This window comes from Picosynechococcus sp. PCC 73109, assembly GCF_001521855.1.
Classification (GTDB): Bacteria; Cyanobacteriota; Cyanobacteriia; order Cyanobacteriales; family MRBY01; genus MRBY01.
The window spans coordinates 2,573,190-2,594,829 of the sequence record NZ_CP013998.1; the positions used below are offsets into that span (position 1 = coordinate 2,573,190).

The 21,640-nt window shown below is 49.8% G+C and carries 22 protein-coding genes; 16 read left to right on the forward strand and 6 right to left on the reverse strand.

Annotated features, from left to right (window positions below):
- Positions 1–64 precede the first annotated feature (64 nt).
- Both AWQ23_RS12310 and AWQ23_RS12315 read right to left on the reverse strand, forming a co-directional pair.
- On the reverse strand, positions 65–592 hold the full coding sequence (locus tag AWQ23_RS12310) for an NADPH-dependent FMN reductase (protein ID WP_030007651.1): 528 nt from the start codon (positions 590–592) through the stop codon (positions 65–67).
- A gap of 155 nt (positions 593–747) precedes the next feature.
- Complete coding sequence (locus tag AWQ23_RS12315) at positions 748–1,962, reverse strand: DUF790 family protein (RefSeq protein WP_062435872.1); 1,215 nt, start codon at positions 1,960–1,962, stop codon at positions 748–750.
- Between the two features lie 179 nt (positions 1,963–2,141).
- On the opposite strand from AWQ23_RS12315, the gene AWQ23_RS12320 reads away from it, so the two are divergent.
- Both AWQ23_RS12320 and AWQ23_RS12325 read left to right on the forward strand, forming a co-directional pair.
- The gene (locus AWQ23_RS12320; protein WP_062435874.1) at positions 2,142–3,020 is read left to right on the forward strand and encodes a lipopolysaccharide assembly protein LapB; all 879 of its coding nucleotides are present in this window, start codon (positions 2,142–2,144) and stop codon (positions 3,018–3,020) included.
- 2 nt (positions 3,021–3,022) lie between these two features.
- On the forward strand, positions 3,023–3,595 hold the full coding sequence (locus AWQ23_RS12325) for a ribonuclease HII (RefSeq protein ID WP_062435876.1): 573 nt from the start codon (positions 3,023–3,025) through the stop codon (positions 3,593–3,595).
- Positions 3,596–3,781: 186 nt separating this feature from the next.
- Here AWQ23_RS12325 and AWQ23_RS16040 read toward each other — a convergent pair whose 3' ends face one another.
- The gene (locus AWQ23_RS16040) at positions 3,782–4,225 is read right to left on the reverse strand and encodes a hypothetical protein (protein WP_157072231.1); all 444 of its coding nucleotides are present in this window, start codon (positions 4,223–4,225) and stop codon (positions 3,782–3,784) included.
- Positions 4,226–4,343: 118 nt separating this feature from the next.
- Between AWQ23_RS16040 and scpB the strand changes: the two genes are divergently transcribed.
- The 3 genes from scpB to AWQ23_RS12345 all read left to right on the forward strand — a co-directional run bounded on the left by scpB (position 4,344) and on the right by AWQ23_RS12345 (position 6,885).
- Positions 4,344–4,838, forward strand: a complete 495-nt coding sequence (scpB, locus tag AWQ23_RS12335) for an SMC-Scp complex subunit ScpB (RefSeq protein WP_012308069.1) — start codon at positions 4,344–4,346, stop codon at positions 4,836–4,838.
- Positions 4,839–4,926: 88 nt separating this feature from the next.
- Entirely contained in the window at positions 4,927–6,066 is a 1,140-nt protein-coding gene (locus AWQ23_RS12340; RefSeq protein ID WP_062435880.1) for a glycosyltransferase family 1 protein, read from the forward strand.
- An 87-nt stretch (positions 6,067–6,153) separates the two neighbouring features.
- Positions 6,154–6,885, forward strand: coding sequence for a hypothetical protein (locus AWQ23_RS12345; RefSeq protein ID WP_062435882.1), 732 nt, complete (start codon positions 6,154–6,156; stop codon positions 6,883–6,885).
- A 12-nt stretch (positions 6,886–6,897) separates the two neighbouring features.
- Here the strand turns inward: AWQ23_RS12345 and AWQ23_RS16220 are convergent, their stop codons facing one another.
- A complete protein-coding gene (locus AWQ23_RS16220) occupies positions 6,898–7,077 on the reverse strand; it encodes a hypothetical protein (RefSeq protein WP_143596766.1) in 180 nt (59 codons plus the stop codon).
- A gap of 21 nt (positions 7,078–7,098) precedes the next feature.
- Between AWQ23_RS16220 and chlP the strand changes: the two genes are divergently transcribed.
- The 4 genes from chlP to AWQ23_RS12365 all read left to right on the forward strand — a co-directional run bounded on the left by chlP (position 7,099) and on the right by AWQ23_RS12365 (position 11,619).
- Positions 7,099–8,322 (forward strand): geranylgeranyl reductase, encoded by a 1,224-nt coding sequence (gene chlP, locus AWQ23_RS12350; protein ID WP_030007645.1) that lies wholly within the window; start codon positions 7,099–7,101, stop codon positions 8,320–8,322.
- A gap of 220 nt (positions 8,323–8,542) precedes the next feature.
- Positions 8,543–10,141, forward strand: coding sequence for a sensor domain-containing diguanylate cyclase (locus AWQ23_RS12355; protein WP_062435885.1), 1,599 nt, complete (start codon positions 8,543–8,545; stop codon positions 10,139–10,141).
- A gap of 48 nt (positions 10,142–10,189) precedes the next feature.
- Entirely contained in the window at positions 10,190–10,513 is a 324-nt protein-coding gene (gene cutA, locus AWQ23_RS12360; RefSeq protein WP_062435887.1) for a divalent-cation tolerance protein CutA, read from the forward strand.
- Positions 10,514–10,740: 227 nt separating this feature from the next.
- Positions 10,741–11,619 (forward strand): phosphatidate cytidylyltransferase, encoded by an 879-nt coding sequence (locus AWQ23_RS12365; RefSeq protein ID WP_030007643.1) that lies wholly within the window; start codon positions 10,741–10,743, stop codon positions 11,617–11,619.
- Between the two features lie 132 nt (positions 11,620–11,751).
- Here the strand turns inward: AWQ23_RS12365 and AWQ23_RS12370 are convergent, their stop codons facing one another.
- Positions 11,752–12,114: a DUF1815 family protein gene (locus tag AWQ23_RS12370; protein WP_012308076.1), complete on the reverse strand. Its 363-nt coding sequence runs from the start codon at positions 12,112–12,114 to the stop codon at positions 11,752–11,754.
- Positions 12,115–12,267: 153 nt separating this feature from the next.
- Here AWQ23_RS12370 and AWQ23_RS12375 point away from each other — a divergent pair, with 153 nt between their 5' ends.
- From AWQ23_RS12375 to AWQ23_RS12395, 5 genes are all read left to right on the forward strand, one after another.
- Entirely contained in the window at positions 12,268–12,735 is a 468-nt protein-coding gene (locus tag AWQ23_RS12375) for an ABA4-like family protein (protein ID WP_062435889.1), read from the forward strand.
- Between the two features lie 213 nt (positions 12,736–12,948).
- Positions 12,949–13,092 carry a hypothetical protein gene (locus tag AWQ23_RS16360; protein WP_232308906.1) on the forward strand — a complete coding sequence of 48 codons (144 nt, stop codon included), beginning with the start codon at positions 12,949–12,951 and terminating at the stop codon, positions 13,090–13,092.
- Positions 13,093–13,162: 70 nt separating this feature from the next.
- Positions 13,163–14,557, forward strand: coding sequence for a hypothetical protein (locus AWQ23_RS12385; RefSeq protein ID WP_071884932.1), 1,395 nt, complete (start codon positions 13,163–13,165; stop codon positions 14,555–14,557).
- 148 nt (positions 14,558–14,705) lie between these two features.
- On the forward strand, positions 14,706–14,903 hold the full coding sequence (locus AWQ23_RS12390) for a hypothetical protein (RefSeq protein WP_030007637.1): 198 nt from the start codon (positions 14,706–14,708) through the stop codon (positions 14,901–14,903).
- Positions 14,903–15,286 carry a type II toxin-antitoxin system death-on-curing family toxin gene (locus AWQ23_RS12395; RefSeq protein ID WP_062435893.1) on the forward strand — a complete coding sequence of 128 codons (384 nt, stop codon included), beginning with the start codon at positions 14,903–14,905 and terminating at the stop codon, positions 15,284–15,286. Before AWQ23_RS12390 ends, AWQ23_RS12395 begins: the two co-directional genes overlap by 1 nt.
- Before the next feature lie 77 nt (positions 15,287–15,363).
- Here the strand turns inward: AWQ23_RS12395 and argH are convergent, their stop codons facing one another.
- Positions 15,364–16,755, reverse strand: a complete 1,392-nt coding sequence (gene argH / locus AWQ23_RS12400) for an argininosuccinate lyase (protein WP_062435895.1) — start codon at positions 16,753–16,755, stop codon at positions 15,364–15,366.
- 255 nt (positions 16,756–17,010) lie between these two features.
- On the opposite strand from argH, the gene carB reads away from it, so the two are divergent.
- Together carB and alr are read left to right on the forward strand one after the other, a co-directional pair.
- Positions 17,011–20,259 (forward strand): carbamoyl-phosphate synthase large subunit, encoded by a 3,249-nt coding sequence (carB, locus tag AWQ23_RS12405; RefSeq protein ID WP_062435897.1) that lies wholly within the window; start codon positions 17,011–17,013, stop codon positions 20,257–20,259.
- 187 nt (positions 20,260–20,446) lie between these two features.
- Positions 20,447–21,631 (forward strand): alanine racemase, encoded by a 1,185-nt coding sequence (alr, locus tag AWQ23_RS12410; protein WP_062435898.1) that lies wholly within the window; start codon positions 20,447–20,449, stop codon positions 21,629–21,631.
- Positions 21,632–21,640 lie beyond the last annotated feature (9 nt).

A 21,640-nucleotide genomic window follows, 5' to 3' on the forward strand; every position in this document is an offset into this window, starting at 1 on the left:
AGGTGTGATCGGATTAAAGATAAACTTCAACCTTTAGCTACATTCCAGTTGTCAGGAACTATGTTTATTGGGTCTTTAAGGCTTCTGTGATTCGCACCAAATCGTGTACCAATTCTGCTAACCGGGTTTCAATTGTTTCATCTACAATTTTCCCTTCCGCAAAAGCTTCCCGCGTCGCGTAAACAAAACGTGGCACGATTAAACAGCGGAAATCTAACATCAAATTGTTCGCAAAGGACATCACAGACATATAGCTAGATTTGCCCCCCGCAGCACAGAGAAAACCCACCGTTTTTTCTTGCCAAGACTGACCAGTGAGTTCCAAGAAGTTTTTGAGAGCAGCATTCACATCGTAATTGTAAATAGGAGTAGCGACGATGATGCCCTCGGCTTCGGCCACCATTTCATTCAATGGAGGCAGGCTTGGGTGATCGTAGGTGCTTCTCCCGGCACAAAAAGGTAAATCAAGCTTTCTAAGATCCAGCCATTGGGCAGATTTTCCTTGATTTTGCAGCAGTAATTGTGCCTGTTCTGCGAGAATTTGACTGCGGCTTTCAGGATTAAGACTCGCACCAATAATTAAATAACTCATTTGTGATCTTGCTGATTTTTATGACATAGATGACAACGTTTCTAATATAGCTTCTAAAACTCTATGATTGGGGACGGCGCGTGCGGCGATGATTCATTAAGAGGCTCATTAGGTCAGGAATTTAGACATTTTTATTGCGTCAGCAACATAGAAATTTATGCGATAATTTGCAAAATATTTTTAGCTGGCAGTTTGTTTTTAAACCAAATAATTGGGTTCGGTAAATCGTCGAATTTTACGCCCGCTTTTTGAAGGTTGAGACGGTCTGAAATGGCAATGATTAGATTGGGTTGTTCAGCACGACGAATCTGAGCGAATTTTTTCTGAAGATATTCCGGTCGCCAATAACCGACAATTTCTAAAAGATATTCCTGGCCATCGGGATGCACGAGACGAAAATCGGGAATCATTACACTCCCCGGCAATGGGATCAAATCAACTTCCCGTTCAAGTTGCCATTCGGTTTTCAGCTTTTGCCAGCCTTTCACGAAAGAAGCTTCGAGCATGCTGTCGTAGGGTTTACCGGGAGGATAGTGGCTCACGAGATTACAACTGTCATCGAGGCTAAATTGTCCCTGGCGCATGGTGTTGCTGTAGGTGTCTTTGTATTGCAGGTGGGCCTCTAGTTGCCATTTGCTCACATGGAGCAAGGCCGGAATCATTTTGGCGATCGCCAAGCCATAGCGGGTACTGGCCTTAAATAAACTGGTGGGGCCATCGATGGTGATTGTAAAGCCCGTGTCCGCATCCCCTTCGATGTAGGTCATCAGTTGAAAAAGCTTTAGGTAGCGGAACAGCAGCTTGTATTCCCCTGGGTCATTGCGGTGGGCGTGGATAATGAGCTGGCTCGCCTTGTAAAAAATGCCCTGGACTTGGGAGAGGTTATAGCGGTCGATTAACGTTTGGGGAGTGGGAGCCGAAAACTCCGTGAGAATGTGATTTTCGGGTAAATCGGCATAGAGACCCGTGGCAACGGCTGCGGGGGTGACGGATTGATCCGGGGTTTGGCTAAGTTCGGTGGCGATCGCCTCCAGGATTTTGAATTGTTGTTCGGGAATTGGCATCGTTACAGCGGCCTGGGCAAATACCTTTTCCCGCAACATCTGGGGTTCGAGGGGACTGACAATTTCAAAGGTGCTGAAATGATTTTTCAACAGGTGGGCTAAACCCCGCTGCACTTTAAAATCGGTGCTATCTCCTTCGATTTCCTGGAGTTCCGCCTGGAGGACTTTTTTCGCTTCCCCCTGACACCGTTGAAAACAGTCTATTAAGGTTTCAGCTAAGGCGATCGCCTGCTTGTTGGGAGCTAAATATTTCGGGATGAGGCTCTCCCCCTGGCGACGGTGCATGAGTAAATCCGTGGGCAGCATAAAAATCGTAAAATTTGTAACAAAACGTCGGCGCGAATAATCCGTCCCAATGGCCCGTTCAACCGGGCAAAATCGCCCAAAGCAGGTTAAATCTAGACTTCAGATTACCTTAACAAATCCGTTATCTTAGATATAGAAAAATTATTAATCTGCCAAAAAACGCAAGATTACTGCCTGGGATGGAAGACTTACTCACCGTAGCCCGCACAACCTATCGCCCCCTAGAATGCCGTCCCGACAGTTACAGAGGTTGGTATCAGCAGGGACAACTCCGCTGGCTCGAAGGCAATGTCGATGAAGCGTTGCTCTGCTACCATCGCGCCCTGGAATATTATCCCAATGACTATTGGGCCTGGTATCACCTGGCGATTGCCCATGAGAAATTAGGCCATGTGGATGAGGCGATCGCCGCCTACCAACGGGCCTGTGCCATTGGCCCAGAAAACTATTGGTCTTGGTATGACCAGGGTTGCCTCTACATGGAAGTCCTCCAGGTTTACACCCAGGCGATCGCCTGTTTTGAAAAAGCCCTCGCCGCCCAACCCAACGACTATTGGGCGATTTATCGTCAAGGGGAATGTTGGCGACTCCTGGGCCGTCAGGATCGTGCTGTGGCTGCCTATGACCGTGCCCTCGAATTTCGCCCTGGAGATTATTGGTGTTGGTATCGTCGAGGCGATGCCCTCCAAGCTTGGGGAAAACCAGAAGCGGCCCTGGCCAGCTACGACCAAGCCCTCAACGCGAAACCCAATGATTTTTGGGCCTGGTACCAACGGGGAAATACCCTCGCAAGTTTGGGGGATTACCCAGCGGCGATCGCCGCCTTTACCCAAGCCCTAATTGATGCCCCCGACGATGCAGAAACTTGGTATGCCCAAGCCCGCTGTTTGGCCCAGATCGGTGATGAACAAGGGGCTTTTCGGAGTTTAGAAAAGGCGATCGCCCTCGACCCGCTGACCTATTTCCCCCAAGCAGAAACGGCTTCCTGTTTTGCACCGCTACGCTCCTTAGCTCCTTGGGAAAATCTCCAACAATTAGCTCAGTCCACCCAAGCCTAGACATGGTTTTACTGGCGGGCGTTGATGAAGTGGGCCGGGGCTGTTTGTTTGGGCCGGTGGTGGCCGCGGTAGTGGTGGTTAATACAACCCAGGAACAAGCCCTGGGGGAGCTGGGCGTTACTGATAGTAAAAAGCTGTCGGCCAAACGGCGAGAAACCCTCGTACCCCAAATTCAGGCTCTGGTAACGGACTGGGCGATCGCCTCGGCGTCAGTGGCCGAAATTGACCAGCTTAATATTTTGCAGGCGACGTTTCTCGCGATGACCCGTGCTGTTGAAAAATTACAAATTAAACCCACGGAAATTTTTGTTGATGGCCGCCAAACTATTCCCCGACTGCCTTACCCACAACAGGCGATTATTCAAGGGGACAGCAAAATAAAGGCGATCGCCGCCGCCAGTATCCTCGCCAAAGTGCAACGGGATCAAGACATTATTCAATTGGCAGAGCATTATCCTGAATATGATTTAGCTAATAACAAAGGCTATGGCACCCAAAAACATCGCCAGGCCATCTGGCAACACGGACTGACGCCCCACCACCGCCAAAGTTTTAAAATCCAATTTCCATGGTAATAACCGGGACGAGCACATACTAAATTGACTTCAACGAAACAATAGGTTTTTAGAGATTTCTTCGTCAGATAGAAAGCCCAAAATTCTCAACAAGTCATCAAAACCAATGGTGTTATTGAAAATTTCGGGGACTGCATTTGCCTTGTTGTCTTCCCTCTATGCGAGAGTCGTAGCAAAGAGGGCTCTTCACGGCTCTGGAAAAGTAGAATTATGATCCATGCTGTCAAACCAGACACTGCCTCGCCATCCATTTTCTGTTTTTTCAAAATTGACCTTCCCCGTGGCAGTTTCTTGTTCTCCTGGTTCTCGTCTAACCTGGCGGCCAGGCATTAAACAACTTGTTACAGCTTCTATAGTAGATAAACGACCCAAACAGTCAGTGTTCCAGCCTTCTGGGTAGGCGAGTTGAGCCTCAAATTCTAAGGCATAAAGTTCAATCCCCATCATCTCCCCAGACTGGCCGTTAGTTTTCTCGAATTCAACAATACTGATTGGCGTATTTGTCGTATTCAAACGATTTTCTAAGACCCTTCTAGCATCTGCTGCTGAAGGCGATGATAAGCCACTACAAGCTGAAAGAAGTAATGCAGGTATTACAAATCCAATTGGCAAAATTTTTGTAGAGTCCATTATTCAATATTTTTGGCATACTTTCAGGTGCTTGTTAGAATCTTATAATTTTTATTTAATTCCGCAAGTAAATTTTCTTTAAACCCTTTATTTCCGTAATTTTGTTTGGTCTGCCCCCATGAAGCTTGCAACGACCCTAGAGGCAATTCTCTACATCAAAGCCCAACCCCTGAGCCTAGAAGAATTGGCCGATACCGCTGGACAACCCCGGCACCTGGTGGCCGATGCCCTTTTGGAATTGATGGATGATTATGCCCACCGGGACAGCGCCCTTGAAGTGGTAGAAACCCCCACCGGATTTAGCCTGCAACTGCGGGAAAGCTTTCAAGCCCTCGTGACGAATCTCATCCCCACAGAGTTAAGCATTGGTGCCCAAAGAACCCTGGCGGCGATCGCCTTAAAATCACCAATTTTGCAAACGGAACTGATCGAATTGCGCGGTAGCGGTGCCTACCAACACATCCAGGATCTGCTGGCCCAGGGCTTTATTAAACGGCGACGGCAGCAGGAGGGGCGTTCCTATTGGCTCGAAGTGAGCGCGAAATTTCACCAATACTTTGAATTTGATGCTGAGGATCTAGGGCTATCCCCCAACCTTCCAGAAACCCCTTAATCTCCCCTTAAAACCGCGATCCATTGTCAAGAAATGTCACCCCGTCTGATACCCTACAGACAAACTATTTTCTTCGTTTGCGATCGCCATGCGTATAGCTCTGTTTACCGAAACCTTTTTGCCGAAAGTCGATGGGATTGTCACCAGACTGCGCCACACCGTAGATCATCTCCAACGCAGCGGAGATCAAGTAATGGTATTTTGTCCCGACGGTGGCCTACGGGAACATAAAGGAGCCGTGGTCTACGGCGTTAAAGGCAATCCTCTCCCCTTATATCCCGAACTAAAAATGGCATTTCCTGGGCCTTCGGTGGGGCGTGCCCTAGAGGAATTTCAGCCGGATCTCATTCATGTGGTCAACCCCGCAATCCTTGGCTTGGGGGGGATTTTCTTCGCGAAAAAACTCCACATTCCCCTGATCGCCTCCTACCATACCCACCTGCCCCAATATCTCCAACATTACGGCCTCGGTGCCCTCGAAGGCTTGCTCTGGGAACTCCTCAAAGCGGCCCATAACCAAGCGGAATTAAACCTCTGTACCTCCACGGCAATGGTCGAAGAACTCCGCAGCCATGGCATTAAAAACCTGGATCTGTGGCAGCGGGGCGTAGATACAGAGATGTTCCAGCCCAGTTTGAAGTCTGAGAAGATGCGCGATCGCCTTTCCCAGGGACATCCAGAAGCGCCCTTACTGCTCTATGTTGGGCGGGTGTCTGCGGAGAAACAAATTGATCAAATTAAACCCGTCCTCGAAGCGATCCCTGGATCACGCTTGGCGATCGTTGGCGATGGCCCCTACCGCGCTGAACTAGAAGCCCATTTTGCGGGTACCAATACCCACTTTGTCGGTTATCTGCAGGGTTTAGAACTGGCGTCTGCTTTTGCTTCTGCTGATGCTTTTGTGTTCCCGTCTCGCACAGAAACCCTTGGCTTAGTCCTCCTCGAAGCGATGGCGGCGGGTTGTCCGGTGGTGGCAGCTAATTCCGGTGGCATTCCTGATATCGTCACCGATGGCGAAAATGGCTATATGTTTGACCCCCAAGATCCTGACGGAGCCGTAAAAGCAACCCAAAAACTCTTGGCGATGGATGCAACCCAACGGGAAATGCTCCGGGTACAAGCCCGCCAGGAAGCGGAAAAATGGGGTTGGGCAGCAGCAACGGCACAATTACAGAGTTACTACCAGCAAATTTTGGAAAAAAGTAAGCCCCTTTCCCTAGCTGCCTAGGCCAGACTGCCGACATTTTTAGCCCCAAAAAGCGTTTGCCGCTACCCTAAAGGCATTTAGCTGTGATTGCAGGTGGTTTCGATTGCAATGTTTATTAATCTTCTGATTTTCTGTGGGGTGGTGGCGATCGCCTTTGGTTTGTTTCGGGTCGGTCTGCCGCGCTTCAAAACGTTTAAAAATTTTGCCCAGCGTTTTTTGCCCGCAATTGGTGTTTTGATTCTCCTCTTGGGCGCTAATTTACTAGGGGCTTACCAAGCAAAGCAAACCTTACAATTCACTGCTGATTTACCACCGATTACGACCTTGGCAACTCTCCGGGAAATTGAAGCAGGCCAACCTGTGGCGGTGGTGGCGGTGGCTAGCCCTGATAACCCGGTGCGGGGTCGAAACAATGAATATCTGGCCTATGTAGATGACAATGGTCTTTGGACGCCCCAAAGGATTCTGTTCGATCTCGATGATGCTCAGATTGCCATGGACGATGACGCCTATAAAGTGCGCAATTGGCCCCTAGACCGAAATCTACGTTTTCTCAATCCTCGGCAACAAGTGGTGATTATTGGCGAAAAAGAAGAATTTACGCGGGTTACCGGCCCCCAAAAAGGTGAAGTTACCCACAGCGTTGAGGGGATCTTAATTTTTGCCGGCTCCCACCAAGCCTTTTTACAGGATCTACAGCGGCGGATCTGGGGGCCAAGGATCATGGTAGGACTGAATGCTTTTGCCCTGGGGGCGATCGCCCTCTCGACCCTTGTGGCTGCTTTTCGGGTGACAGGTCGCAAACTCCCCCAAGATGCCCAAGAAACCCCAAATTTTTGAACCTGAAATTTTTCAACGGGGCAACCAGAGCACCAAGATAGAGGATTCCCTAGGATCAAGATTGCTTTTAGGGCGATCAACATTAACTTTTTTAACAAACTTGTTAAGGTCTATTGCGAGATTTTCTGAAACCTTGGCGATCGCCTGCACGCCCCAGATAGTCCGTGATACCATGCCCAACGTATAGTTCATCACGAGACGAGGAGCAAAGCCTTGGTACTACGGGTCGCTGTTGTGGGAGGAGGGCCAGCCGGTTCTTCCGCCGCCGAAATCTTAGCTAAAGCTGGCATCGAAACCTACATTTTCGAGCGCAAACTGGACAATGCCAAACCCTGCGGTGGGGCGATTCCCCTCTGTATGGTTGACGAATTTGACTTACCCCCAGAGATCATCGACCGTCGTGTGCGGAAAATGAAGATGATTTCCCCTTCCAATATCGAAGTCAACATTGGTCAAACCCTCAAGGACGACGAATACATCGGGATGTGTCGCCGCGAAGTGATGGATAGCTTCATGCGCAACCGAGCCGCTGACCTCGGCGCAACGCTGATCAATGGCACCGTATTTAAGCTTGAAATTCCCAACAACAACACTGATCCCTACGTTCTCCACTACTCCGACCACTCCAACGGTGAAGTGAAAGGGGAAATGAAAACCCTGAAAGTGGATCTGGTGATTGGTGCTGATGGGGCCAACTCCCGTGTCGCCAAAGCCATCGATGCTGGTGATTATAACTATGCGATCGCCTTCCAGGAGCGAATCCGTCTTCCCGAAGACAAAATGGCCTACTACGAAGAACTGGCCGAAATGTATGTCGGTGACGATGTATCCCCTGACTTCTACGCTTGGGTCTTCCCGAAATATGACCACGTGGCTGTTGGGACTGGCACCATGAAAGTCAACCAAGCCAAAATCAAGCAATTACAAGCTGGCATCCGGGCCCGCGCGGCGAAACGCCTCGAAGGTGGCGAAATCATCAAAGTAGAAGCCCACCCCATTCCCGAACACCCCAGACCCCGGCGCGTTGTCGGTCGTGTCGCCCTCGTTGGTGATGCAGCCGGTACTGTCACCAAGTCCTCTGGTGAAGGCATTTACTTTGCGGCCAAATCAGCGCGGATGTGTGCCGAGGTGATCGTCGAAGCTTCTAACAATGGTCAGCGCGTTCCCACCGAAGCTGATCTCAAGCAATACCTGAAGCGTTGGGATAAGCAGTACGGTGCGACTTACCTCGTCCTGGACATTCTCCAGCGGGTTTTCTACCGTTCCGATGCCACCCGCGAAGCCTTTGTGGAAATGTGTGCCGACATCGATGTGCAGAAGCTCACCTTTGACAGCTACTTGTATAAGACCGTTGTCCCCGCTAATCCCCTTAAGCAGATGAAGATTACCGCGAAAACCATTGGTAGTCTGCTGCGGGGTAATGCGTTAGCACCCTAGTTGTGCCTGTGGATCTCAAATTAACAGATTAAATAGTTGACTTTTCGGGGGGAGCATTTTTATGACCCCCTATTTTTTGTTGTAAATAAAAAACAAGTAAACCTTGATTTCTATCTTTGGTGTCCCTAGGCTAAACAACAGCATCCCCTAGCATTATCATTTAGGGTGCATTGATCGCTTTGCCACGAGATGAATTATCGGCAACGTCTCACTATTTTCTATGGATTTGCCCTATTGTTTGTGGGGGGGGCTAGTGAGTGCCCTGGTGGGTCAACAGGCAATTGTTAGCAATAAAGCCGCCGCCGCCGAACATCTGGGGGACATTAATCGTCAGTTTGCGAGTCTGCTGGATCTGCGGATGTGGGCAAGGCTCAATGAAGTCAAAACCCTCGCGGTGATTCCTGTATTTGGCGATCGCCAACGGGATCCTGAAGCCAGACGGCTCTTGGAACAAGCCCAAGAATTCGTACCCATGTTTACCTGGATCGGCTTTCTCGATCCCCAGGGAACCGTCAGCATTGCCACCGACCGAATCCTCGAAGGCCAGTCCATTGCCAGCCGCCCAGTTTTTCAGGAGGGCCGCCAAGGAGAATTTATCGGGGATGTCCATGACGCAGTGTTATTGGCCAATAAATTTCCCCTTCTTCCCAACGGAGAACCAATTCAATTTGTCGATATTGCAATACCAGTCGAGAGCATTGATGGGGTGTTCCAGGGAGTCCTCGCCGCCCACTTAAGCTGGGAATGGGCCGATAATACCCAGTCAACTTTAATGGAGCCCATCGCTGGGGAAAGGCAAAAAGAACTCTTCATCATTTCTGCTGAGGGAAATAAACTGCTTGGCCCAGAGGAATGGAGTGATGGAACATTGATGGGTTTTTTGCCCCTTGAGGAGCTCGCCCCAGGTGAATCCCGTTCCCTCGTGTTGCGTTGGCCCGGCGGCACCCGTTATTTAACGGATATTCGTCGCACCCAAGGTTATCAAAATTACCCTGGTTTAGGTTGGTTTACGGTGGCCAGACAACCAGAGGCGATCGCCCTCGCCCCAGCCCGCAGCTTAGCCCGCAATATCTGGGTGTATTCCTTAATGATTGGCAGTTTATCCATTGTGGGGATTTGGTATTTATCTGGTTGGCTGAGTCGTCCTTTGCGCCGTCTGAGTCGCATGAGCCAGCAAGCATGGTCTACACCAGAAACGCCTATTTCTTCTCGGCATCGTGCTCCAGATGAGATCCAGACCGTAGAGCAAACCATCCGCCACCTCCAGTACGAAGGCGAACAGCAAAAAAAAGCTCGGCAGTTGGCAGAACAAGCCTCCCGCCGTGACCCCCTTACAGGTCTTACCAATCGTGAAGGTTTACGGTTGTTTCTCGCGGATTACCCAGAAGGGGCGATTCCCAATGATCAAGCCCTGGCAGTGCTGGCCCTCGATCTCGATGGGTTTAAGCAGGTCAATGATCACCATGGCCACGGCGTGGGGGATGAACTTTTAAAAGCGGTGGCCAATCGGTTGCGTATGGAATTGCGGGTTGGCCAAGCCGGGGTTCGACTTGGGGGCGATGAGTTTTTATTGTTATTGCCTCTGCCCATGACGCAAGCTGAAAATATTGCGAGGATCATTGCCCAAAAAGTTTTATTCGCCCTGACCCAGCCCTTTGAACTGAGTCACCATACCGTCGAAATTGGCACGAGCATCGGTTTAGCCATCTGGCCCATTGACCATGAAGATGTGTTGCTGGTTTTAGACTTCGCGGATAAAGCGCTTTATCAAGCTAAACAGGCTGGCAAGCGCCGCTACATCCGTTGGAAGGCCATTTAAATCCGCTTAAACTTGAATTTTAGTATTCGTAAATGATTCATCAAGTCGATGCAATATCTCATGGCCGTTACCACCGTCAGCAGTCGCCAGGAAGCCCAGGCGATCGCCAAACAAATTATGGATCTCCGTCTCGCGGCTTGTATTCACATTAGTGAAGTTGAAAGCTTTTATTATTGGGAAGGTCAGCTACAGCAGGAACCAGAATTTCGACTCCTTTTTAAGACCACTGCGGCCCAATATGCTGCCCTAGAACAAGCGATCAAAGCCCACCACCCCTACGAACTACCCGCCATCTATGCGATCGCCCTTGATCAAGTAGAAACCGCCTATGGCCATTGGATCGATGCCAGTGTCACCTCCGAGCATGCCTAACCAAATCACTTCTAGGCCATGGTCTTTAGCCGCGACCAAAGGAGTTGTGTTAGCATTTTTGGGGTACTGTACTTCGTCACAGGAAACACTAGGGACGCGCCCACCGGGTGAATTCATCGCGTCTGTACCGTGAATCTTGTTAACGTTTGATAAAATTTTCTTTAACAACCCTGGGGAACCCGCTTTAATTCTTTTATTGAAGCCCCCAGCCGTGAGCTTGCAGTTTTATGTCTTTGTCGCGAATCATTAGTGGTGTAGTGGCGATCGCCCTGGCCTTGACCCTCATTGTCTTGGGGGGATGGTACTTTACCTTGGGAATGGGCATCCTCGTCTTTCTCGGCCAACAGGAATACTTCCGGATGGTTCGGGCAAAGGGATTAGCACCAGCGGTAAAAACCACTCTAGTCGTGTCTCAATTGCTGCTTGTGATTGCGACCTTGAGTCCGAGCCTTGCTGACGCCCTTTTTCCCCTCGCCGGGACGTTTATCTGCTTTTATCTTCTATTTCAGCCCAAAATGGCAACTATTGCCGATCTCTCCACCTCAATTTTGGGACTCTTCTACGGCGGTTATATGCCCAGCTACTGGGTACGACTGAGGATGGGCAGCCTCGCAGAAACGGAAGCAGTCAGTAATTTACCTTTCTATGGCTATCTTCCGGCTTCCTGGGGAGAGTGGTTTAATTTGCCCCAAGCCCTCAAGTTGACCTTTGTTGTGATGGTTTGTATTTGGGCCGCCGACATTGGGGCTTACTTCATGGGCAAATGGCTAGGGAAAACGAAACTCTCGGCCATTAGCCCTAAAAAGACCGTCGAAGGGGCTGTTTTTGGAGCCTTGGGGACTATCTTCGTGGCGATCGCCGGTGCTTGGTATTTGGATTGGTCATGGTGGCCCATTACAGGCGCACTCCTGGGACTGCTCATTAGCGTCACCACCCTGCTCGGAGATTTAACCGAATCCATCATGAAACGGGATGCAGGCTTTAAGGATTCTGGACAGTTAATTCCGGGCCACGGCGGCATCCTCGACCGCACCGATAGCTATGTCTTTACTGCGCCAGTCGTTTATTTGTTTGTGACCATTTTTCTGCCGATTTTTGGCTCCTAAACAGCAACCCTTAAAAAGTATGGGTCGTCAAGCAAAAGAGATCTCCACCCATTCGGGAGATCCATGGCAGTCAGTCCGAAAATTGAGGAGAAATTAAAAAATCGTTTCTAGACGAAGCAATTGAACCAGGGCCTAGAGGGTGACCAAAGAGTCAGATTCAGGACGCTGGTAAGAAAATTCTTTGGGCAGTTCCCGCTCGTACTTGATCATGTTGGCGAGCTCCTGGAGTTGGCTGATCGCTTCTGCGCCTTCTAGCTTCATCAGCTCCCGCTCATCACGCATTTCTGTCCAGGTGATGCCGTAATCGGAAACGAGAAAACGAATGAGATGATTTTCGCCTAGACTCACCATAAAGGAAGCGCTATTGAGTTCGGTGCCGCAGGTATAGCAGGACGCGAGGTAACCACGGTTCTCAAGGGCGATCGCCAGGGCCTGTAGACTCATGACGAGGTCTTTTACGAAATCACGATGTTGTTGAGCCAGTCGAATAAACACCTTATTGTCTCCATAGTGACACACCTATTCTAAACCTTATTAATACTTTTTTAAGATTTAAATTTACCGTGTAAAGTCAGCAAGATTGATACGCTACGGTTATCATACCCAAATGGGCCGCAAACCCTGTCTATACCGTTACTTATCAGTAATATGACGTTAGAAAACTTAGACATTGTATTTAATATTACAAACTTATTTGTATTGCCCTTTTGGGGATTAATGGTCATTGCCCCCCAATGGCAAGGCACCCAAAAACTCATGGATTCCCTGGTGCCCTTTGGAATTCTGGCCGTTGTATATGTCGGTTTGTTCGCCCTTTCCCTCGATCCAGACCAAGCCGCAATCTGGTCAAATCCCACCTTGGGTGATTTAGCGGCTTTATTTTCGTTACCGCCGGTGATGGCCACTGGCTGGACGCATTTTCTCGTGATGGATTTGTTTGTCGGGCGCTGGATTTATCAACAGGGGTTAGAAAAAGGCATTTTTACCCGCCATTCCCTCGCCCTATGTCTTTTTGCGGGGCCGGCTGGGTTGTTGTCTCATATTGTGACGGCTGGGATCACTGGTATTTGGCGAAACCAAAGTAAGGTCGCAGCGACCGATGCCCCAGAATCTTAAAAACAAATAGCGATAAAGAAACTACACCTCGCCCTTTCTACCGACAAAATTGCAGCAACCGTTGCGGACTACACAGCTCGTTTAGGGACAGCGCCTTGCTTATTTATTCCGGGGGAATATGCCCTCTGGAGAACCAGCAGTTTAAACATCTCAGTGCGCCAAGATTCTACCTGCCCTCCAGGTTCCCTGAGACATTTGGGTTGGGAAGATCCTATGGCAACGGAATTTACCCAAGAAGTGGATGTGAATGGCATTATCTGGGAGCGATTTAATGCCCAGCACCAGGCCGATGAGATTAATGAAATTTGGCCAGCGGCTGATTATAAACTCAACCACAAAACTGAGGAAAAGCGTTAAAAGTATGACTAGCGCCAAAACACTATATAAATCTGCGCTTACACCATCTCATTAGGGGGATCTACAAGCTATGTCACTGGCGGCTTCTGAATCTTGGATGTGCGAGCATGTGCCGGAGGGGGAATATTATGTGTACCAGGGCGGCAGCCATGCAGACGGGACATTTATCCGGGTGTATGTCCCAGAGTCAGCCTCAAATCCTGGCACAAAGCTGAATGCCATTCTTTATCTCCATGGATTTGCCCTCTGTATGCCTTCTTTTTATGAGGCCCATCTGGTTGAGTTGGTAAAGCAGGGATACATTGTCTTTTTTCCTGATTTTCAGCGGAGTTTTTATCCGAATACGCCTCCTCAAGCGCCAACGCCGCCCCGACAATCTCAGCCCCATATTCAGCAATGGCTAGCTGCTGCGACGCAAACTCAGAAGTCAGCCCAGAAGACCTTAGCAACAGAAGATATTCACCCTCTATTTTCAGAAATTTACGAACAGAATGATACGGGTTTAAGCCGTGGCCTATCTGCCTTTACGACGGGAGATTTGCGCCGCGTGGCCTGGGCTTTGGTTGTGATTATTTTGCTGCTGACTGTGTGTAGCTGGTTTCGGCGGGAGTATGGGAAAAATTTGATTCATCTTTTGTCTACGGTAGGTTTGAGCCTAGTGCATTCACCAACGGAATGGCTGAGTAATGCGATCGCCCTCCCGGAAGATGCTTGGAAATATTTAACGACCCAAGAACGCTATACCCACTGGAATCAGGAAAGCTTAGAGACCTTTGCCTTTGGTCATTCTCTGGGGGGATTAATTGCCTTGAGTCTCCCCTCTGTGCTGAAAGATTCGCCTAGCAATCGCTTTTTCCCGAAGCAAATCGTCACAGCCGATCCCGCTGCCAGTACGGAAATGGGCATCCCCAAAATTGCGATTTGGATCTTGAAGTTGTTCCGGTCTCCTTTTACGGCAGCCCCGATTTTGATTCAGGATACGGGGCCAGATCTAAAGCAACCCGTGACCATCTTGCATGGGGGTTCTGATACCTTGGTGCCGCCCAGCCAATGGGTTGATCCGATGCGGGGGCAAGCTACTTCTAATTATGAGGCGATCGCTAGTGAAAATAAGGCGATTTATTTTTCCTATTCCAACCCAGAAAACGATCCGCCCCTGGTCGCTTTTCATAATCAAGCCGTGACTTCGACGCAATATTATGACGATGCTTTATTCAAGGATTTTGGCGGCGTTAAAGATGGCCCCAATGCCTACAATACTGATTATGTTTGGCCTGGAGTTACGAAAATTTTTCAGAATATTGCCACGCCGGAAAATCTACTTTCACATCTCTGTACGCCAAAATTTCAAGTCGAACCCACTCCCCCAGTTAAGCCTGACTCAAAGTGGACAAAGTTTGCGTGGATTGCTGGAATTGCTCTATTGCTTGGCGTTGGCTTTTGGCTTTGGAAAACAGTTGGATAAGTTTTTAGAGATTCAGCAAATCAAGGCAGTAATCATCTGTTGAGGGGCGATCGCCACCATCCATCACTAAGGGAATACTCTCTCGATATCCTTAAATGTTTGGAGTCGATGCTAGACTTAGCACAAAAATATCAGGAGGGCGATCGCCGTGGCTTCTATTACCCTTGACCTTTCAGATACCCAATTCCAAAAGCTGCAAGATTTAGCTACCATGCATGGGATTGAGATTGAAGTTTTACTGAAGGCAAGCCTAGAGGATTGGCTTAATTCTCAAAAAACGGGGTTTGTTGATGCAGCCGATTATGTTCTCACAAAAAATACTGAGTTGTATCAGCGGTTAGCATAGTGCGTTTTCTGACGTTAATCGAGGTACTGGCATTACACCACAGAGTCATTGAGCAATCCGGTGGGGCATTTGGCATTCGAGATTTAGGCTTGTTGGAGTCGGCGATCGCCCAACCTCGTATGACGTTTAGTGGAGAAGATCTATACCCAAGTTTGTTTGAAAAAGCCACAGCACTAGGATTTTCGATCATCATGAATCATCCATTCGTCGATGGAAACAAACGTACAGGTCATGCTGTGATGGAAACTTTTCTTGTCCTGAATGGTATGGAAATTAACGCCTCTGTGGATGAACAAGAATATGTGGTGTTGGCGATCGCATCGGGTGAGCTAGGACGAGAAGCATTAGTAGAATGGTTAAGAGGAAACACTATGGCTCGCTAACAAATCATTAGTGCAATAACGATCGCCACTATCCATTACAAAGGGAGTATCCTCTCGATACCCCCTCCAGCGAAATGCTAGGGATTGGTCAGAAGATTTTGGGCTTCGGCGATCGCCTGTTTCACCTGCTTGAAACCTGTACCACCATAACTATTCCGCGCTGCAACCACCTGTTTCGGGGCGATCGCCTGATAGATATCTTCTTCAAAGGCAGGATGCAGCGCTTTCCATTCGTCCATCGTTAAATCCTTGAGTAATTTGTCAGCGGCAAGACTGGTTTTCACTACTTTGCCCACGAGATTGTAAGCCTCACGGAAGGGAACTCCTTTACTAGCTAAATAATCCGCCACATCCGTTGCATTAGAAAAGTCTTCGTTTACTGCTTCCTCAAGGCGTTGGGTGCGGAATTCAATCCCTTCACCGAGCAAGATTGTCATCGCTTCGAGGCAACCCTGTACTGTTTTAACCGTGTCGAAAATCCCTTCCTTGTCGTCCTGGAGATCCTTATTGTAGGCGAGGGGTAAACCCTTCATCAGCACCAACAAACCTTGCAAATGACCGAAAACGCGGCCCGTTTTACCGCGCACCAACTCAGGGATATCCGGGTTTTTCTTTTGGGGCATAATGCTCGAACCCGTCGCACAACTATCTTTTAAGCTAATAAAACTAAATTCCTTCGAGGCCCAAAAAATCATTTCCTCCGATAAACGGCTCAGATGCACCATGATTAAACTGGCGGCGGCGGAAAACTCGATGGCAAAATCGCGATCGCTGACCCCATCGAGACTGTTTTGATAGAGGCGTTCAAAGCCGAGTAAATTCGCGCTGAAATGGCGATCAATGGGAAAAGTTGTCCCCGCCAAAGCGCCACAGCCAAGGGGAGAAGTATTGGTGCGCTTGTAGACATCATCCAACCGTTCATAATCCCGTTGGGCCATCTGGAAATAGGCCATCAAGTGATGGGCGAGGCTGATTGGTTGCGCCCGTTGCAGGTGGGTATAGCCGGGAATCAAAGTCTCCACATGGTTTTCCGCGTGATTCAATAAAACCTGTTGAAAGTCTCGCAATTGTTGTTGAATGCCGCGAATTTTGTCCCGCAGATAGAGACGAATATCCGTGCCTACCTGGTCATTGCGCGATCGCCCTGTGTGGAGTTTTTTGCCCACATCGCCAACAATTGCCGTCAATCTTTTCTCAACCGCGAAATGGACATCTTCATCTTCGACGCCGGGGTGAAAGTTGCCCTCGCGATATTCCTGGCGGACTTGTTCTAAACCTTGGACGAGGATTTCACCTTCTTCGGCGGAAATAATCCCCGTGTGGGCGAGCATCTGGGCATGGGCCACTGAACCCGTAATGTCATATTCGATCAGTTCAATATCAAAGCCGATACTGGCATTAAACACGGCGATCGCCGGATGTAGCGATGTATCAAAGCGATCGCTCCAGGTTTTTTTAGCTTCTGTCATAACGGCACTAGCCCTCGCAGGAAATCACAATCAATTCTCTCGGTAAATCTTACGGCATCAAGCCATTCCCCTAAACGCCGATCTTCCCCAAAGCGGTGAGGAACTGACGATATTTTCCCCAAGGCGATCGCCACAAAACCATGGATGTCAGCTAAATCTAACTTGGCTTGCCGTTCCGCCCCAGATCGCGTTAAGAATCGGCATCAGAGCAGATAGAATGATTGAGACAATTTCGAAAGTGAACGTAGTAGCCCTATGCCTCGCCGCGACGATATCAAAAAAATTCTAATCCTTGGTTCTGGCCCCATTGTGATTGGACAAGCCTGTGAGTTTGACTACTCCGGCACCCAATCCTGTAAGGCGTTGCGGGAGGAAGGCTATGAAGTGGTCTTGGTCAACTCCAACCCAGCCACGATTATGACGGATCCAGAAACCGCCGACCGCACCTACGTTGAGCCAATCACCCCCGAAATTGTCGCTAAAGTGATTGAGAAAGAACGGCCCGATGCCCTGCTCCCCACCATGGGCGGCCAAACGGCCTTAAACACAGCGGTTTCCCTGGCGAAGAACGGCACCCTCGAAAAATTCAACGTCGAGCTGATCGGTGCGAAATTAGAAGCGATTGAGATGGCCGAGGATCGCAACCTCTTTAAAGAAGCCATGGCCCGGATCGGTGTCCCCGTTTGTCCTTCCGGCATTGCCAGCACGATGGAAGAAGCACGGGAAGTCGCCATCGAAATCGGTAGTTACCCCCTCATTATTCGGCCAGCCTTCACCATGGGCGGTAGTGGCGGCGGCATCGCCTATAACCAAGAAGAATACGAAAAAATCTGCAAGTCCGGTTTAGAAGCCTCCCCCGTATCCCAGATTCTCGTGGAAAAATCCCTCCTCGGTTGGAAAGAATACGAATTGGAGGTGATGCGGGATCTCGCCGATAACGTCGTGATTATTTGCTCCATTGAAAATATTGACCCGATGGGGGTACACACGGGCGACTCGATCACCGTGGCTCCGGCCCAAACTTTGACCGATAAGGAATATCAGCGGTTGCGAGACTACTCCCTGAAAATTATTCGTGAAATTGGTGTCGAAACAGGGGGCTCCAACATTCAGTTTTCGGTGAATCCCCTCAACGGCGAAGTGATTGTCATTGAGATGAACCCCCGCGTGTCCCGTTCTTCTGCCCTGGCTTCGAAGGCAACGGGTTTCCCGATCGCCAAATTTGCGGCGAAGCTGGCGGTGGGCTACACCCTCGATGAAATCCCCAACGACATCACGAAGCAAACTCCTGCCTCCTTTGAGCCGACCATTGACTATGTGGTCACGAAAATTCCCCGTTTTGCCTTTGAAAAATTCCCCGGTTCAGAACCGATTCTCACCACCCAAATGAAATCCGTGGGCGAAGCGATGGCCATCGGGCGCACTTTCCAAGAGTCTTTCCAAAAGGCGTTACGCTCCCTTGAAACGGGCCGTTATGGTTTTGGCTGCGATCGCCAGGAAACATTACCCAGCCTGAGCCACATTTCGACAAGTTTACGGACACCGAATCCCGACCGGATTTTCACCATTTATCAGGCGTTGAAATTGGGGATGACCGTCGAAGAAATTCATGATTTGACGGCGATTGATATCTGGTTCCTGGACAAAATGGCAGAATTGCTGGTCACGGAACGCTTTATGAAACAAACGCCCCTAACGGAAATTTCGGCGGCGGATATGCGGGTGATTAAGCAACAAGGGTTCAGCGATCGCCAAATTGCCTACGCCACCAAAACCAACGAAGATGCCGTGCGCGCCTACCGGAAATCCATCGGTGTCTTACCCGTGTATAAACTCGTGGACACCTGTGCGGCGGAATTTGAAGCCTTTACCCCCTACTACTACTCCACCTACGACGGTACCGAATCAGAAGTCAAACCCAGTGATCGCCCCAAAGCGATGATCCTCGGCGGTGGCCCTAACCGCATTGGCCAGGGGATCGAATTTGACTATTGTTGCTGCCATGCCGCCTTTTCCCTCAGTGATGCGGGCTACGAAACGATCATGGTCAACTCCAATCCCGAAACCGTTTCTACGGACTACGACACCAGCGATCGCCTGTATTTTGAACCCCTCACCAAAGAGGACGTACTGAATATCATCGAAGCCGAAAACCCCGAAGGCGTAATCATCCAATTCGGCGGCCAAACCCCGTTAAAATTAGCCGTCCCCCTCGACAATTACCTCAACGCAGGCGACTGTCCCGTCGATACCAAAATCTGGGGCACCCAGCCCGATGCGATCGACACCGCCGAAGACCGGGAGCGCTTTGAAAAAATCCTCCACGACCTTGAAATTCTCCAACCCGCCAACGGCATTGCCCGCGACTACAAAGAAGCCCAAAAGATTGCCAATCGCGTCGGTTATCCGGTAGTCGTGCGTCCCTCCTACGTGCTTGGTGGACGGGCAATGGAGATTGTCTATTCCGACGAAGAACTCGACCACTACATGAAATACGCCGTCCAGGTCGAACCCGATCACCCGATCCTTGTCGATAAATTCCTCGAAAACGCCATCGAAGTGGATGTGGATGCCCTCTGTGATCACACCGGAAAAGTCGTGATTGGCGGCATTATGGAACACATCGAAGAAGCTGGGATCCACTCCGGCGACTCTGCTTGCTCAATCCCCCACACTTCTCTCCCCGATGAAGTGATTAATACCATCCGCGAGTGGACGGTGAAATTAGCCCAAACCCTTAAGGTTGTCGGCTTGATGAATATTCAGTACGCCGTCAAGGATAACCAAGTCTATATCCTCGAAGCGAATCCCCGTGCTTCCCGTACTGTGCCTTTTGTGTCTAAGGCCACTGGGCGGCCTTTGGCAAAAATCGCTTCTTTGGTGATGTCTGGTAAAACCCTCGATGAATTAGGCATTGACGGTGAAATTACCCCGAAACACGTTGCTGTCAAAGAAGCCGTCTTACCCTTTAACAAATTTGAAGGAACCGATACTCTCCTCGGCCCCGAAATGCGCTCGACCGGGGAAGTGATGGGCATCGATGTTGATTTCGGTAAGGCTTTTGCTAAAGCGGAGATTGGTGCTGGGGTGGAACTGGCAACAGAAGGAACAGTCTTTGTCTCGATGAATGACCGCAATAAAGAAGCCGCCGTGCCTGTGGTTAAGGATCTCATGGAATTGGGATTCCGGATTGTGGCCACTTCTGGTACCCGCCAAGTGCTCCTAGAGAACGGTATTGAAGATGTGGAGTTGGTATTAAAGCTCCATGAAGGGCGGCCCCATGTGGTCGATTGGATGAAAAATGGCTGGATTCAGTTTATTATCAATACCCCCTCTGGGGAAGAATCCCAAGCCGATGGGCGGATGATTCGTCGCACAGCCCTCGATTACAAATTGCCGATTATCACGACTTTGGCAGGAGCTAGAGCAACGGTGGCAGCAATTCGGTCTCTCCAAGAGCATCCCCTCGATGTGAAACCGCTCCAGGAATACATCAACGCTTAATTTTTCCAGTTCTGAATTGCGATCGCCTCTCGTTCATTCAAGGGGCGATTTTTTGTACTTCTGTTTGGAGGAATCAGCCTGTTTCTACGGAGCATAATTCCTGCTTTTGTGGCCCCAAAATACGAGCCTAGACTCTACACTCGATAAAATAAGCAAAAAATTCTTATCAAAATTGGAGCGATCGCCTGTGTTAGATGGAGAACAGCTATCCCATATCGTGTCCCAAGCGTGCCGTCATTATCAGTTTTCTAAAGCGATTCGCCAACGGGCCTGGGTAGAAATTGACCATCAAGCGCTGGCGGCTAATATCCGTGCCCTCAAGGACATTCTCGCGCCCCAAACGGCATTGATGGCGGTGGTAAAAGCCGATGCCTACGGCCATGGTGCAGTCAAGGTCGCTGAAACGGTACTCAAGGCGGGGGCCAGTTGGTTGGCGATCGCCACCTTAGGGGAAGGGGTCGAACTGCGCGAAGCCGGGATTACTGCGCCGATCCTCGTTTTGGGGGCCACCAATACCACCGAAGAAATTGAGGCGATCGCCCATTGGGATTTGCAACCGACCCTCTGTAACCTGTCCCAGGTGGCTATTTTTAATGAAACCCTCGCCCGATTAGGGAAAATACTTCCTGTACACCTCAAAATCGACACCGGAATGTCCCGTCTCGGCACCCGCTGGGAGGAAGCGCTACCCTTCGTTGCGGCAGTTCACCAAGCTCCGCACCTCAACATCGCCAGCATCTACTCCCACTTTGCCACCGCTGACGACCCAGACCCCACGACGATGGATCAGCAACACCAACGCTTCCAATCGGCGATCGCCAAGCTTGAACAACAGGGAATACCGATCCCAAAACGACATATCAGTAATTCCGCTGCCACCCTCCACAGCCGCAATCTCCACTATGATCTGGTGCGTTTGGGCCTTTCTATTTACGGTGTCTATCCAGCGCCCCACCTCAGCCCCAAAGTCCGCCTCAAACCCGTGCTCCAGGTCAAAGCTCGCATCACCCAGCTTAAAACGTTGCCCCCCGATACTGGCGTCAGCTACGGCCACCGCTTTATTACCGCCACAGACACAAAAACAGCCGTGGTGGGCATTGGTTACGCCGATGGTGTGCCCCGTCGCCTCTCCAATAACTTAAAAGTCTTGGTTAATGGTGCCTTTGCCCCCCAAATTGGGGCGATTACGATGGATCAACTAATGCTCGACGTTAGTCATCTTCCGGACGTCCAAGTCGGTGATGTGGTGACGCTCATTGGTACAGATCATGACCAGCAGCTAACCGTTGACCAATGGGCCAATCAATTGGGGACAATTTCTTGGGAAATTCTCTGCGGTTTCAAGCATCGCCTACCCCGGATTAACCTCTGAGATTTGCAC

Bases quoted from the DNA above. Each gene is read 5' to 3' on its own strand.
- AWQ23_RS12310 (WP_030007651.1), bottom strand. From the start codon at position 592: ATGAGTTATTTAATTATTGGTGCGAGTCTTAATCCTGAAAGCCGCAGT.
- AWQ23_RS12315 (WP_062435872.1), bottom strand. From the start codon at position 1,962: ATGCTGCCCACGGATTTACTCATGCACCGTCGCCAGGGGGAGAGCCTC.
- AWQ23_RS12320 (WP_062435874.1), top strand. From the start codon at position 2,142: ATGGAAGACTTACTCACCGTAGCCCGCACAACCTATCGCCCCCTAGAA.
- AWQ23_RS12325 (WP_062435876.1), top strand. From the start codon at position 3,023: ATGGTTTTACTGGCGGGCGTTGATGAAGTGGGCCGGGGCTGTTTGTTT.
- AWQ23_RS16040 (WP_157072231.1), bottom strand. From the start codon at position 4,225: ATGGACTCTACAAAAATTTTGCCAATTGGATTTGTAATACCTGCATTA.
- scpB (WP_012308069.1), top strand. From the start codon at position 4,344: ATGAAGCTTGCAACGACCCTAGAGGCAATTCTCTACATCAAAGCCCAA.
- AWQ23_RS12340 (WP_062435880.1), top strand. From the start codon at position 4,927: ATGCGTATAGCTCTGTTTACCGAAACCTTTTTGCCGAAAGTCGATGGG.
- AWQ23_RS12345 (WP_062435882.1), top strand. From the start codon at position 6,154: ATGTTTATTAATCTTCTGATTTTCTGTGGGGTGGTGGCGATCGCCTTT.
- AWQ23_RS16220 (WP_143596766.1), bottom strand. From the start codon at position 7,077: ATGAACTATACGTTGGGCATGGTATCACGGACTATCTGGGGCGTGCAG.
- AWQ23_RS12355 (WP_062435885.1), top strand. From the start codon at position 8,543: ATGGATTTGCCCTATTGTTTGTGGGGGGGGCTAGTGAGTGCCCTGGTG.
- cutA (WP_062435887.1), top strand. From the start codon at position 10,190: ATGCAATATCTCATGGCCGTTACCACCGTCAGCAGTCGCCAGGAAGCC.
- AWQ23_RS12365 (WP_030007643.1), top strand. From the start codon at position 10,741: ATGTCTTTGTCGCGAATCATTAGTGGTGTAGTGGCGATCGCCCTGGCC.
- AWQ23_RS12375 (WP_062435889.1), top strand. From the start codon at position 12,268: ATGACGTTAGAAAACTTAGACATTGTATTTAATATTACAAACTTATTT.
- AWQ23_RS16360 (WP_232308906.1), top strand. From the start codon at position 12,949: ATGGCAACGGAATTTACCCAAGAAGTGGATGTGAATGGCATTATCTGG.
- AWQ23_RS12385 (WP_071884932.1), top strand. From the start codon at position 13,163: ATGTCACTGGCGGCTTCTGAATCTTGGATGTGCGAGCATGTGCCGGAG.
- argH (WP_062435895.1), bottom strand. From the start codon at position 16,755: ATGACAGAAGCTAAAAAAACCTGGAGCGATCGCTTTGATACATCGCTA.
- carB (WP_062435897.1), top strand. From the start codon at position 17,011: ATGCCTCGCCGCGACGATATCAAAAAAATTCTAATCCTTGGTTCTGGC.